We start from the raw sequence: 13,112 nt of genomic DNA, 5'->3' as shown, positions 1-13,112 counted from the left end.
CCCAAAGGAAGGGCGAATACATAATAACGGCAGGCACTCATCTTGCGTTCCTCAGGGAAACCCTGATTCACCGGCAGGAGAATTGAGGCCGGCGGCACGCGCTACGGCCGCTCTCGGCAGCCGTCAGTCCGCCCCTATCCTGGCTTCCCGGACCACTCTTTTCCATTTGGCCAGTTCCGCTTCCAGCAGCGCCCCAAGCTCCGCAGGCGTGCTGGGGGCCGCCATCGCGCCCAGCGAGGCAAACTGCTGCTGGACTTCGGGCAGCTGCAGGATGGACACGATCTCGCGGTTCAGGCGCTCGACCACCGCCCGGGGCATGCCCGCGGGGCCGAATACGCCGGTCCAGACGTCCACCTCCCCTTCCGGCATTCCCAGTTCGCGCAAAGTAGGCACATCGGGCAGCAGCGGACTGCGTTGGGCGCTGGTGATGGCCAGCGGCCGCACTTTGCCGAGCTTCGCTTGCGGCGCCGACGTCAGGACCAGGTCGAACATCGCGTCCACGTGCCCTCCCAGCAAGTCGTTCAACGCGGGCGCGCTGCTTTTGTAGGGCACGTGGAGCAGCGGGATGCGGGCCGCGCTCTTGAGCAACTCGCCCGCGAGGTGATTGGACGTACCGGCACCCGCCGACGCATACGTAATAGGCTTGGGCCGGGATTGGGCCAGGGCGACGAACTGCGCGAAATCCGATGCGGGCAGCGAAGGATGGACCACCAGCACGAGCGGCAGCGAGTTGACCAACGATATGGGAGTGAAGTCGCGGACAGGATCGAAATCCACCCGGTTGATGAGCGGGTTCATCACTTGCGAGCTTACCCCGCCATACAGGATGGTATAGCCGTCAGGCGCTGCCGCGGCGGCGTGTTTGACGCCGATCGCCGTGCTCGCCCCGGGGCGGTTCTCGACGATGACCGGCTGCCCCAGGCGCTGGCCGAGTTTCTGGCTCAGCGCCCGCGTCAACACATCGGCGGTGCCGCCCGGCGCGAACGGCACGATGAAATGGACCGGACGGTCCGGAAAATCCCCGGCCTGCGCGGCGGGCCAGGCCAGACAGGCCCCCGCCGCGCCGATCAACGCCTTCATGCATAGAGTGCGATTCATCTCGGTATCCCCAAGAGCTGGTAAACAGCGACGCGGTCGGGCAGGCGCCCTTCCGCCGATGACGGCCCCATGAGGGCGGCCGCGCCATTTGCTCCTCTTGCCCCCCTTGCCGGCCATGCCGCCGGCAGCCGCCTGTATCGGCAGCGTCCGGTCATGCCGGACGCACCTGTCAGAGCTTGTATTCGGGCAGATCGATACCCAGTTCGCCGGCCTTTTTCCGGATCTCGGCCAGCGTGGAAACGAAGGCCTCGTGCTCCACTTCCGGAGGAGCCGCTCCCAGTCCCGCCTTGGCAACCGTGAGATCGAGGCGCGCGAACAGATCCTGTTCCTCGTTCACATTGGACGAAGAATGAAAACCACCCAGCTCCACGTTCTCGATGACATCCATCATGGCAGCCTTGACGTTCTGGCGGACCTCCTCCGACACCTGGGGCAGCCGGTACGCCAGGTATTCCCAGCCCATGCCGATGTGGCGCACCTCGTCGGCCAGGATCCTGCCCAGCACCGCCCGCGCTACCGGATCGGTCGTATGGTGGTAGCGCACGCGGAAGATTTCCACCGCGAAATACTCGCTCACACAGTGCCAGCACCCCAGTACCGCCTCGGGGGTGTAGTCCGGATTCAGGCCGCGCTCGCGCAATCCCGCCACCAGCCGCTTGCGAGGCGCCCCCTCGGGAGGTTCGGGAAGATAGCCGCCCAGCTTCTCGGCCATCAGATAGGACGCTTCGACGTGCTTGGCCTCGTCCATGAACTTGGTCGCGAGCGCCAGCTTGATCATCCCGGGGCGGTCCCCCTCGAACGCGAACCGGAGCAGCACGGTAGGCGATTCCGCCAGGCCCGTGTACTCGCTCCACGCGCGGCGGCTCCAGAACACCCGCGCCGCGTACCGTTCTTCTTCGGTGTACTTTGCCAGGTCGAGCTGGTTCCACGGAATGTCGGTGACCGGATCCCAGGTGGCACCCTTGGCCACGGTCCAGATGCGCTCGACGCGAGGAAGTTCTTCGCCCAGATTCAAGGGGAAACGCCGCTCGGGTATCCCGGCGAAACCGGTAGCGGGAACAGACATGGATGGCTGTGCGGACATCTGGACTCCTAGGAAAAAGGACGGATCAACTAACTAACCAACTGATTAGTTAACAGTCTAGAAATGTCGCAAACAGCGTGTCAAGAATATTTTTGCGGCGCTTCGCGCCTCTGCGGTACCGTTTGCTCCATTCGTTGACACAAGATCCCAGGGGCTCTTAGAATGAATTAACCGACCAGTTAGTTATTGAGAACACCATGATTGCCAAGATTCCACTCGGGCCGGCTGGCCGCCCCTATTCCCAAGGCCTGCGCGTGGAGGGCGGGTCCCACTTGATCTTCATCTCCGGCCAACTGGCCAGAGCCGACCCGGAACGCGCCCATCACCCTGGCGACCTGGGGCGCCAGGCGCGCGAGATCTTCGGCAACATCGACACGCTGCTGCGCGAATCGGGAGCCTCGCTGTCGGACGTCGTAAAGATCACGGCATTCGTCACCACCCTGGACGGCTATGCGGAGTACTCCGATATCCGCCGGGAAGTCTTCTCCGACCCGCTTCCCGCCAGCTCCACGGTCCAGGTGTCTTCATTGGTCACACCGGGCTGCCTGATCGAGATCGAAGCGATCGCGATAATATGAGCGTCGTTGGCCGTCCTTTCCCCACTGAAACATCCATGGCATCACGTACTCCGTCACGCCCGAAGGCCGCGGCGCCGGCACGCCGCGCGCCCCGCGACAGCGTCGCGACCCGCACAGCGATTCTCGACTCCGCCGAGAAAATCTTCGCGCGCGACGGCCTGCGCAGCACACGAACCGAAGAAATCGCCGCCGGCAGCGGGGTCACCAAGGCGATGATTCACTACTACTTCGATACCAAAGAAGCGCTGTACCAGGCAGTGCTCGACCGCGTATTCAAAGAGCGCGAGGAAGGCATGGACTTCGGCTCGCTGCGCCAGCTGCCCCCCGCCGAAGCACTGCGTGCATTCGTCGAGCGGCTGCTGCAGCAAATGGTTGCCAAACCTCACCTGGGCCCGCTGTTCGCGTTGGAGAACATCCAGAACGACGGCGCGTTCTACAACCGGAATGGCGGCAAGGTGTACCGGACACTGGCCGACATCATCGAGCGCGGGGTGGCAGACGGCAGCTTCCGCCCCCAGGACCCGGGCCATGCTGCGGTCAACATCATGGGTGCCTGCGTCCATTTCTTCAACGTCTCGTCGAACATCCGGACACTCTGGCCGAAAGGCAAGGCGGGTGCCGCAGCGTCGATGAACAATCACTGGCTCGCCGTGGTGGAATTCGTCATGCACGCGGTGCTGGCCCCCAGCGCCACCGGCCGCGCGAAGACCACACGGCACACCCGCCTGGCAGCGCTATGAACACACATTCTTCGTCCCTTTCCGCGGTCCATGAACTGCTGGAACGCATCGGCCCCGTCTGGGGCACCGACATACACGCCTATCGCGATTGCGTGATCGAAGCCCTGGAGCCCGCGCTCCGCGCGGCCGCCACCGCAGGTGGCATCGCCTCGGTTCGGAATGTCTCGTACGGCCCGGATCCGCGGCACGTGCTGGACCTGTACCGCCGCGCCGACACCCGGGGCCCCCTTCCCGTCGTCCTGTTCATGCACGGCGGCGCCTACGTCCGCGGCGACAAGGACATGACTCCGCTCGTCTATTCGAACGTCGCCACGTGGTTCGCCAAGCAGGGGTACCTCGCCGTCAATCTCGAATATCGGCTCGCGCCGGCTGCACCCTACCCGGGAGGAGCCGAGGACCTGGGACGAGCCATCGACTGGATGGGCGAACACATCGCCTCCCATGGGGGCGACCGGGGGCGGATATTCGTCATCGGGCATAGCGCCGGCGGCACGCACGTGGCCCACCATGCGCTGGACCCTTCCCTGCCCTATCGCGGCCGCGGCGTCCGGGCAGCCGCCATCGTATCGGGCAGGCTGCGCGCCGATACCCTGCCCGCCAATCCCAACGCAGCGGGCGTGCGGGCCTATTTCGGCGACGACGACAGTGCCTACGAGCGGCTATCGCCCATCAATATGGTCACCGCCGACGCCATTCCGCTTTTCGTTGCCATCGCCGAATACGAGAATCCGCTCCTCGACCAGTACGGTGCGGAATTCTTCTTCCGGCTCCGGGCATGCGGACACCGGGCCAATCAATTCATCATGGTGCCCCGCCACAACCACATGTCTATCATGGCCCACTTCAACACCGAGGAAGAATTCCTGGGCCGCCAGCTGTGCGAGTTCTTCCAGCGCTACGAACGGGCAGCCCGCTCGTCAGGCTCTGGCGGGGCGGACTGACCTAGCGGCGGTGAACCAGGCACCCTTGGCGACCGCGCCCGCATTGATGGCGCCGTAGACCAGCAGGGCCAGCGCCTGTGCGGCAAACACGCCTGCCAGGCCCATGCCCGCCGCAATGGCCAGCATGCCGCCGGCCGCGCTGAGGCCCAGCCGCACCACGCTTCCCGTAACGGGCCAGAACAACCGCCCCGCTCCCTGGGAAGCGAAGTACAGCGCCAGGCCGGCGCCAAAAAAGCCGTAGAACGGGCCCACAATATGCAGGTAGAGCGAACCCGTCGCCAGCATGTCCGGCTGGGTCCCGAATATCGACAACCACGTCAGCGGGAACAGGGCGGCGGCGAGGCCGATGGTCTCGGTCATGATGAAGGCGCATCCCGCACCGACCCAGGCGATGCGCAGGGCGCGGTCGTGCCGGCCGGCTCCCATTGCCGCCCCCACCATCGCCACCATGGGGCCGCCCAATCCGAACACCAAGGGCACAAGCAAGTACTCCAGCCGCGATCCCGTACCGTAGCCGGCAATCGCCGCGGGACCGAAATGACCGGTCAGCGCCGTAGCGATGCTGATCGCGATGTTGATGGCAGCCGTGGAAATCGCGGCAACGAGGCCCACCCGCAGAATGTCGCGGAAAAGTGGCCAGCGCAACGTCCAGCCGGCCAGCGAAAGCCGCACCAAGCCTCGCCCGGAGCAAAGGAAAAACAACAGAGCCGCACTGCCCGCGGCATAGTAGGTCAACAGCGCAATGGCACCGCCAGCCACGCCTAGCCCAGGGAGCGGCCCCCATCCGAAGATCAACAGCGGCGACAGGGGTACCAGCATCATGGTACCCACGCATGTGACGACGGCGGGCAGGTTCATGTTGCCGGTGCCGCGTACCGCCGACGCAAGTGAATTGAACAGCCAGACGAGCGACGCCCCACCGAAGATCCAATAGGAATACTCTTGCGCAGCATCGAGCGACGGCCCCGCTCCGCCCATGCCGGCGTACAGCCAGCGGCCGGCGGCCAGCCCGCCCGCGGTAAAGAACAGGCTGAACAGCAAGCCGACCAGGATGGCGTGGTAGACCAGCGCATTGGCGTCGTCGCGGCGGCCTCCGCCCAGCGCGCGTGCGATGGACGACGATATCCCGCCCCCGACTGCGCCACCCGATAACATCTGCATCAGCATCAGCGTCGGGAAAACGAGCGCCACGCCCGCCAGGGCATCGGTACCGAGCTTGCCTATGAAGTAGGTTTCGATGATGCCGGCCCCGGCCTGGGCCGCGAGAACCAACGTATTGGGTATGGCCAGCCGCAGCAGTGTCGGGACGATGGGAGCTTCGATGAGGCGGCGGGTCCGCGGATCGATCGCCCGCGCGTCGGGCTGGTGACGCGAAACGCCCGGCATGACGCCCTCCTTCGTCCCATGGAGGGCGCATGATAAATGACACCTGTCACTTACTCAACGCCGGCAATGTGACCGGCGGCGCAGATCCACCGCGCTAGCGCAGGCTGCCTGGCCCCGACCGGCTGCCTCCGGATCGGTCCCCCGTTCCCGACGACTCCCCGCCGGTCGATGGGTGCCGGCCGCCCGCCCCGGGTGCTCCTTCCTTGGGCGCGCCCTGGTCGGGAGGCGGGGTCTGCGCGCTTCCCTGTGCCGCATTACCTGGGCGACCGGCATCCCCGGGCTGGCCCGAGGCGCCCGGCTTGCCCTGTGTGGAACCGGTTCCCTGCGCATTGCCGGAGGAGCCGGAAGGACCACTATTCTGCGTGCCGCGCGTGGGGCCTTCGGAGCTGGACCCGCTGGGGACATTGCTGCCTCCACTCTGGCTGGTGCTGGCCCCTGTGCCTGTCTGCGCCGACAGCGGCGCCGTGGCCAGCATGCCGGCGCATAGGAGCACTTTTCCAAGTATCGATCGCGGCATGGTGTTCTCCTTTGAGCTTCGTTTTCGAGATGTCCCTGCCCAGCAGAAACCATGCCCGAGCCGCTGCCAAAGCTGCCCCGCTGGCCGGGGAATACGTTTGCTCTCGCCCCGGTTTTCGAGTCCAATGACCGCGGGATCCATGGCAGCATCGCCGCCGCAGCGCACGGCGCCTCCACGACGCCGCATCGACATGATTCGCAAATACATCGAAGCACAGGTTCTGGGCCTGACCGGCCTTGCCCTGGGCGGGGTCGACTTCGAAAACCCGCCGGGCGATCCCGGTTTGTTCGGCCCCGGCTCGGCCAGCTGGAAAGTCCACGGCGACTTCACGTCCATGCTCATCGGCGGCATCGCGGCACTGCTGATGCAGATGCTGCATCCCCTCGCCCTGGCCGGCGTATGGGACCACTCCAATTTCCGCAAGGACATGCTGGGCCGGCTACGCCGCACCGGGCAGTTCATATCGGGGACTACCTTCGGCAGTACCGCCGATGCCGAGCGGCTCATCGAACGGGTACGGAACATCCATAGCCAGGTAAGAGGCATCGCCCCCGATGGCAGGCCGTATGCGGCCGACGACCCCGATCTGCTGACCTGGGTCCATGTGGCGGAAGTCAGCAGCTTTCTGGCGGCGCACCTGCGCTATCGCAACCCTGCATTGCCGCCAGCCGAACAAGACCGCTACTACGACGAGATCTCGCTGATTGCCTGCCGGCTTGGCGCCCGCGACGTACCGCGCTCGCGCGCCGAAATCGCCGCTTACCTCGACCGCATGCGCCCTACACTCGTATGCGATGCCCGTACACGGGAAATCGCCGAGATCCTGCTATCGAATCCCCCGGCCTTGAGCCCTTGGGCCCGGCCCGTCAGCAAAGCCATGCTGCTGGCGGGAGTGGGGCTGCTGCCGGACTGGGCCGCGGACATGCTGGGTGTCTACCGGCCGGCTTGGCAGCGGCGCGCGACCGACATCGCGATCGGACGTATCGCGCCCGTGTTGCGGTGGGCCGTGCGCAACGGCTCGGCCCACCGGGCCAAGCGTCGGGTCGGCCTGCTCCCGCCGGCGGCGGGCCCGGGGCTTTGACGCCATCGCAAGCGGGGTGCCGAGCTAGCGGGCACCGCCGGTCCCCGGCGTACCGGGAGACGTCCCCGGGCTTCCCGGTGCCGGAGTGCCGGGCATGGTACCCGGAGTAGTGCTTGGTCCGGCACCCGGCACGGTTCCTGGTACGGTCCCCGGAGTAGACCCGGGCGCGGTTCCGGGGGTGGTGGTTCCCGGCGTGGCTCCGGGCACGGTCCCGGGCACGGTCCCCGGTGTAGCTCCCGGCATAGTCCCCGGCCCGGCTCCAGGCGTCGTGCCGGTGCCGCGATTGATCGGCCCGCCAGGCACCGGTGCCGTATCCGGAGGCACGGCGCCCGGCTGGGTCGTGCTGGGACTACCCTGCCCTTTTCCCGGCGAGGTGCCCGGCCGCGTCCCGGGAACGGCATCGGCGCCTTGCCCCGGTGTCGTGGCGGATCCCGGCCCGCTGCCCGATTGATACATGCCGCCGCTCGACGATCCCGTGCTGCCCGAAGCCCCCGTGCCTTGCGCATATGCTGCGGAGACGCCAAGGCTCAGGATACCGGCAAGGAGGAAAGTGCTGGATGGGAAAGGACGTGTCATGACTGTCTCCTTTCGTCAGCTTGTTCTGGGAACGACAAGCCAGCAAGCCCCATGCCCATCGGCAGGCCTGCCGCCACGCGGCTCGATCAAAGGCCGGTAGGAGGAACACGCTCGGTATCGGACTTGGCATCGTTCCTGGGTTCGACTTTGACGCTGGCCGCCGCGTCCAGGACCACTTCGGACCGGACATCGGGCAGCGCGGTGAACTGGCCGTCGAGGTATAGAAAAGTGATGTTCTTTCCTATATCGCGCAACGCCGCTTCGGGCGTGTCGAATCCCTCCGCCCGGATCTCGTCGGCATCGAGCAGATAGGCGTAGCTCTCCCCGTCCCGGCGCAGTTCTCCCAGGTCAACGACCTTCCCCGCCACGTTCTGTGCATAGACCCTGCCGTTGGCGGCGTACAGGGTAAAAGTGTGTTGTCTGGTGACCATGACATCCTCCCGTCGTGGAACCATGGTGGAGCAAGTTGCGCGCCCGCCCCCGCCGATGGGCCGCCGCCGCGGGAAGGAATATCATGGCATCGTCGTTCCTGTACATGCGTCTCCATGTCCGCCCTTCTTGCCCGCTATGCACGCAATGATCGCGGCCGCGATTTCGCCGTCGGCGACATCCACGGTCACTTTACGCGCCTGGCCGCCGAGCTCGACCGGATTGGTTTTGATCCTGCTGCCGATCGCCTGTTCAGCGTCGGTGATCTGGTGGATCGCGGCCCCGAATGCGAACAGGCACTCGATTGGCTGACCCGGCCGTGGTTCTACGCGGTGCGAGGCAATCATGAAGACATCGCCATCCGCTATGCCAAGGGCAACCCGGTGGACATTGCCAGCTATGTGGTCAACGGCGGAGCCTGGTTCGTTACGCTGGATCCGGCACGGCGCCCGGAATTCGCACAGGCTTTCAGCCGCTTGCCGCTGGCGATCGAAGTAGAGACCCATGCGGGCCCGGTCGGCATCGTACACGCCGACAGTCCGGTACGCGACTGGAACCGTTTGGGCCTTGCGCTGCGCCTGCGGCGCACCGCACGCGATCGCGCCATGTGGACACGCGACCGCCTGCAGCGGCAGGACGCCAGCGGCGTGGCTGGCCTGCGAGCGCTGGTGGTCGGACACACGCCGGTGGAAGCGCCCGTCGTACTGGGGAACGTCTACCATATCGATACTGGAGGTTGGATGGAAGAAGGCCGGTTCACGCTGCTGAACCTGGCCACGCTGGATGTCGCATCGCCTCGTTCCTGAGACCGGGCCTGGCTTGCCTGGGCGTCGCGGTGGGGAACGGGCCAGGAGAACAGCATGACTTCGACAACGCCTCGCTCCACCGGCGGCACCGACCCGCCGCCCTCTCCCCGCCCTGAAACGCCTGGGGGCGACGGCAGCACCTATGCCTCCTTCGTGCAGTTCGCCAACCGGCTCGAACCGCAAACCGGCGAGCGGGCTGCCATCACGGCCGACTACCGGCGGGCCGAACAGGACATGGTCGCCGCGCTGTTCGAAGCATTCGATCGCGATTGCAGCCCGCCCGAAGCCATGGACCTCGCCCGCCGGCTGGCGGCGGCCCTGCGCCGCCGGAATGACGACGCATCCAGCCAGGCGCAACTGCTGTTGCAGGAGTTCTCGCTATCGTCCGAGGAGGGTATTGCGCTGATGTGCCTGGCGGAATCGATCTTGCGCATACCGGATATCGCCACACAGGACGCGCTGATCCGCGACAAGATCCGCAAAGGACACTGGGCCGCCCACTTGGGCCATAGTCCCTCTCCGTTCGTCAACGCCGCGGTATGGGGGTTGCTGCTGACCGGCCGCCTCTATGCCTCGCACCAGCGCACCGGCTTGCAGGCCGCCTTCGCCGGCCTCGTAGAAAAAGGCGGTGAGCCGCTGGTGCGGCGCGCAGTGGACGCCGCCATGCGCCTGCTGGGAGAACAGTTCGTCGCCGGCCGCACCATCGAAGAGGCCACGGCGCGTGCGGAAAAGCACGCGCAAAAAGGCTATACGCACTCCTATGACATGCTGGGCGAAGCGGCCATGACCGAAGCCGATGCCCGCCGTTACTTCCAGGCCTACGAATACGCGCTGCACTACGTGGCCAAGCGGTCGCGCGGGGCGACGCTGCAGGACCGGCCGGGCATCTCCATCAAGCTCTCCGCCCTGCATCCGCGCTATACCCGTAGCCAGCGGGACCGGGTTCAGGAGGAGCTCTACCCGCGCTTGTTGGCATTGACGCGCGTCGCCCGGGACTACCAGCTCGGTATCAATATCGACGCCGAAGAAGCCGCGCGCCTGGACCTGTCGCTGGACTTGCTCGAGCGATTGTGCGCCGAACCTTCGTTGGCAGGCTGGCATGGGCTGGGGTTCGTGGTGCAGTCCTACCAGAAGCGCAGCCTGGCGCTGGTCGGCCACCTCGTCGCCCTCGCGCGCTCCAGCGGACGGCGGATGATGGTCCGCCTGGTCAAGGGAGCCTATTGGGACGCCGAAATCAAGCTGGCGCAAGTCCAGGGCCTGGACGACTATCCGGTCTACACCCGCAAGGCGCATACCGATATCGCGTATCTTGCTTGCGCCCGCAGACTGCTGGCCGCGCCCGACGCGGTATTCCCGCAGTTCGCCACCCATAATGCCCATACGCTGGCCGCGATCTACACCATGGCCGACCCGCGCACCTTCCGGCCCGGGCAATATGAATTCCAGTGCCTGCATGGCATGGGCGAACCGCTTTATGACCAGGTGGTCGGTGCCGAGGAGCATGGAAAACTCGGCCGGCCTTGCCGCATCTATGCACCGGTCGGTCCGCACGACACCCTGCTGGCTTACCTGGTCCGCCGGCTGCTGGAGAACGGCGCCAACACCTCGTTCGTCCATCGCATCGCGGATCGGAGCCTGCCGCTCGACGCGGTGCTGGAAGATCCCGTGGCCATTACTCGGGACACGGCGGCCGTGAGCGGTGTCGCCGGCACGCCCAACCCGCGCATTCCGCTTCCCCGCGACCTGTACCGGGGCCGGCGCGCCAATTCGCGCGGCATGGACTGGAGCGACGAGTCCAGCCTGCTGCAGCTGGCGCATCACCTGGAGGGCGCTGCGCGCACCGTTGCGACGGCGCGGCCGATGCTGGACGATGCCGTGGACGAAGGACCACGCACCGAAATCCGTAACCCCGCGCACGCCGGCGACCTCGTAGGCCATGTACAGCAGGCCTCCAGCGCGGATATCGATACCGCGCTGGACCGTGCCGGCCACGCATTTGCCCTATGGCGCGAGACCGCGCCCGCGGAACGGGCCGCCATACTGGAACGCGCGGCGGCCGGCATCGAGGCGGAAGGCCCCGCCCTGATGGCGCTGCTCGTGAGAGAGGCCGGCAGGACGCTTCCCAATGCGCTGGGCGAAGTCCGCGAAACCGTCGATTTCCTGCGCTACTACGCCGCCCAGGCACGCGCCGGCCTGGCTCATGGCTCATGCCGCCCGCTGGGCATCGTCGCCTGCATCAGCCCGTGGAATTTTCCGCTTTCCATCTTCACCGGGCAGATCGCCGCCGCGCTGGCCGCCGGCAATACCGTGCTGGCGAAGCCGGCGGAACAAACACCGCTGATCGCTGCCCAGGCGGTACGGATCCTGCACGCAGCGGGCATCCCGCGCGGCGCACTGCAACTGCTTCCCGGCGATGGCGAACGTGTCGGGGCGCCGCTGGTCGCCGACGCACGCGTCCAGGGCGTGTTGTTCACGGGCTCGCTCACCGTCGCGCGCGCGATACGGCAAACATTGTCGGAGCGGTTGGGAGCCGGAGGGAGAGCGGTGCCGCTGATCGCGGAAACCGGCGGCTTGAACGCCATGATCGTCGATTCCTCCGCACTGCCCGAGCAGGTCGTGGCCGACGTGCTGGAATCGGCTTTCGACAGTGCCGGACAGCGCTGCTCGGCGCTGCGTCTGCTCTGCCTGCAGGAAGACATTGCCGAGCGGATTCTGACTATGTTGAAAGGCGGCATGGACGAATACCGCATCGGCCTGCCAGATCGCCTGGAAACCGACGCGGGGCCCGTCATCGATGCCCATGCGCGCGACGAGCTGGAACGCTACATCGCGGAAATGCAGTCCGTCGGCCAATCGGTGTTCCGCAGCGGGCACATGGACCGGGACGAATGCCGCCATGGCCATTTCGTCACCACCGCGCTGATAGAGCTTGCCCACCCGGGAGAATTGCGCCGCGAAGTCTTCGGCCCTGTGCTGCACGTCGTGCGCTTTGCCGCATCGGACCTCGACCGCCTGCTGGACCAGATCGATGCGCTCGGCTATGGCCTGACCCTTGGCCTGCATACCCGCATCGATGAAACCATGTCCCGGGTACTGTCGCGGTCCCGTGTCGGCAACGTATATGTGAACCGGAACATGATCGGGGCGGTCGTCGGCGTGCAGCCATTCGGCGGCGAACGGCTATCGGGCACCGGCCCCAAGGCCGGCGGACCGCTGTACTTGTTGCACCTGCTGTCGGCGGTTCCCGCGAACGCGCTGCCGCAAGCGGTCGGCGGGTATCCCGCCGCGCCTGACTGGCTGCAGCCCCGGCGGCCCCACGCGGGTGCCTTGGACGCGCTGCAGGCATGGGCGGAGGACCGGAACATGAACGCGCTCGCACGGCGCTGCGCCTCTTTGGCTACGACAGCCCCCCGCCCCGGAGCCATCACCCTCGACGGGCCGACCGGTCAGCTCGACGTCTACGCGCTGCACCCTCGCGAAAAAATCCTTTGCATCGCGGACGAGACGTCCGACATGCTGGCGCAGCTGGCGGCGAGCCTCGCGGTGGGTGGCCACGTCCTCTGGCCCTCGAGCGAAACGACTGCCTCGCTCCGGACGTCGCTGCCCACCGAGGTTGCGGCCCATATCTTCCTCGTCGACCTCGCCACGGCCACGCCCGACGTCGCCATAGTCCACGCCACGGGCAGCCGGCTGCTCGGCATCACGCGCCAACTCGCTGCGCGCAAAGGAGCCATCGTGCCAGTGGTCGACCTGGCTCCCGGCGATGCCAATATCCCGCTCCACCGGTTGCTCGTAGAAAGATCCATCAGCATCAACACCACGGCGACGGGCGGCAATGCCACCCTGCTGGCCATGTCGTAAGCACCAAGCGTAGGC

General features: G+C 66.4%; 10 protein-coding genes. 6 read left to right on the top strand and 4 right to left on the bottom strand.

Translation table 11 applies throughout. The features are described from left to right. Window positions 1-123: 123 nt before the first annotated feature. A complete protein-coding gene (locus tag QHC78_RS16590; protein WP_319746489.1) occupies window positions 124-1,098 on the bottom strand; it encodes a Bug family tripartite tricarboxylate transporter substrate binding protein in 975 nt (324 codons plus the stop codon). Between the two features lie 169 nt (window positions 1,099-1,267). Then, window positions 1,268-2,182, bottom strand: coding sequence for a ferritin-like domain-containing protein (locus QHC78_RS16585; RefSeq protein WP_319746487.1), 915 nt, complete (start codon window positions 2,180-2,182; stop codon window positions 1,268-1,270). 197 nt (window positions 2,183-2,379) lie between these two features. Between QHC78_RS16585 and QHC78_RS16580 the strand changes: the two genes are divergently transcribed. From QHC78_RS16580 to QHC78_RS16570, 3 genes are read left to right on the top strand one after another with little or no spacing between them, the layout of a single operon-like run. Further along, window positions 2,380-2,760: a RidA family protein gene (locus QHC78_RS16580; RefSeq protein WP_319746485.1), complete on the top strand. Its 381-nt coding sequence runs from the start codon at window positions 2,380-2,382 to the stop codon at window positions 2,758-2,760. A 35-nt stretch (window positions 2,761-2,795) separates the two neighbouring features. Beyond that, the gene (locus QHC78_RS16575) at window positions 2,796-3,500 is read left to right on the top strand and encodes a TetR/AcrR family transcriptional regulator (protein WP_319746483.1); all 705 of its coding nucleotides are present in this window, start codon (window positions 2,796-2,798) and stop codon (window positions 3,498-3,500) included. Beyond that, window positions 3,497-4,441: an alpha/beta hydrolase gene (locus QHC78_RS16570; RefSeq protein ID WP_319746481.1), complete on the top strand. Its 945-nt coding sequence runs from the start codon at window positions 3,497-3,499 to the stop codon at window positions 4,439-4,441. The genes QHC78_RS16575 and QHC78_RS16570 overlap by 4 nt, the downstream gene beginning before the upstream one ends. Here the strand turns inward: QHC78_RS16570 and QHC78_RS16565 are convergent. Beyond that, window positions 4,418-5,827, bottom strand: a complete 1,410-nt coding sequence (locus QHC78_RS16565; RefSeq protein WP_319746479.1) for an MATE family efflux transporter — start codon at window positions 5,825-5,827, stop codon at window positions 4,418-4,420. The two genes, QHC78_RS16570 and QHC78_RS16565, sit on opposite strands and share 24 nt — an antisense overlap. A 656-nt stretch (window positions 5,828-6,483) precedes the next feature. Here QHC78_RS16565 and QHC78_RS16560 point away from each other — a divergent pair. Next, entirely contained in the window at window positions 6,484-7,425 is a 942-nt protein-coding gene (locus QHC78_RS16560) for an oxygenase MpaB family protein (RefSeq protein ID WP_319746477.1), read from the top strand. Window positions 7,426-8,087: 662 nt separating this feature from the next. Here QHC78_RS16560 and QHC78_RS16555 read toward each other — a convergent pair. After that, entirely contained in the window at window positions 8,088-8,432 is a 345-nt protein-coding gene (locus QHC78_RS16555) for a hypothetical protein (protein ID WP_319746475.1), read from the bottom strand. A gap of 114 nt (window positions 8,433-8,546) precedes the next feature. Between QHC78_RS16555 and QHC78_RS16550 the strand changes: the two genes are divergently transcribed. Both QHC78_RS16550 and putA read left to right on the top strand, forming a co-directional pair. Next, window positions 8,547-9,236, top strand: coding sequence for a metallophosphoesterase (locus QHC78_RS16550; RefSeq protein WP_319746473.1), 690 nt, complete (start codon window positions 8,547-8,549; stop codon window positions 9,234-9,236). A gap of 54 nt (window positions 9,237-9,290) precedes the next feature. Further along, a complete protein-coding gene (gene putA / locus QHC78_RS16545; protein ID WP_319746471.1) occupies window positions 9,291-13,097 on the top strand; it encodes a trifunctional transcriptional regulator/proline dehydrogenase/L-glutamate gamma-semialdehyde dehydrogenase in 3,807 nt (1,268 codons plus the stop codon). Window positions 13,098-13,112 lie beyond the last annotated feature (15 nt).

The sequence above is a fragment of the Pigmentiphaga sp. genome (assembly GCF_033795525.1).
Lineage (GTDB): Bacteria > Pseudomonadota > Gammaproteobacteria > Burkholderiales > Burkholderiaceae_B > Pigmentiphaga.
This window is presented reverse-complemented; position numbering and strand designations above follow the sequence as displayed.

Bases quoted from the DNA above. Each gene is read 5' to 3' on its own strand.
- QHC78_RS16590 (WP_319746489.1), bottom strand. From the start codon at position 1,098: ATGAATCGCACTCTATGCATGAAGGCGTTGATCGGCGCGGCGGGGGCC.
- QHC78_RS16585 (WP_319746487.1), bottom strand. From the start codon at position 2,182: ATGTCCGCACAGCCATCCATGTCTGTTCCCGCTACCGGTTTCGCCGGG.
- QHC78_RS16580 (WP_319746485.1), top strand. From the start codon at position 2,380: ATGATTGCCAAGATTCCACTCGGGCCGGCTGGCCGCCCCTATTCCCAA.
- QHC78_RS16575 (WP_319746483.1), top strand. From the start codon at position 2,796: ATGGCATCACGTACTCCGTCACGCCCGAAGGCCGCGGCGCCGGCACGC.
- QHC78_RS16570 (WP_319746481.1), top strand. From the start codon at position 3,497: ATGAACACACATTCTTCGTCCCTTTCCGCGGTCCATGAACTGCTGGAA.
- QHC78_RS16565 (WP_319746479.1), bottom strand. From the start codon at position 5,827: ATGCCGGGCGTTTCGCGTCACCAGCCCGACGCGCGGGCGATCGATCCG.
- QHC78_RS16560 (WP_319746477.1), top strand. From the start codon at position 6,484: ATGGCAGCATCGCCGCCGCAGCGCACGGCGCCTCCACGACGCCGCATC.
- QHC78_RS16555 (WP_319746475.1), bottom strand. From the start codon at position 8,432: ATGGTCACCAGACAACACACTTTTACCCTGTACGCCGCCAACGGCAGG.
- QHC78_RS16550 (WP_319746473.1), top strand. From the start codon at position 8,547: ATGTCCGCCCTTCTTGCCCGCTATGCACGCAATGATCGCGGCCGCGAT.
- putA (WP_319746471.1), top strand. From the start codon at position 9,291: ATGACTTCGACAACGCCTCGCTCCACCGGCGGCACCGACCCGCCGCCC.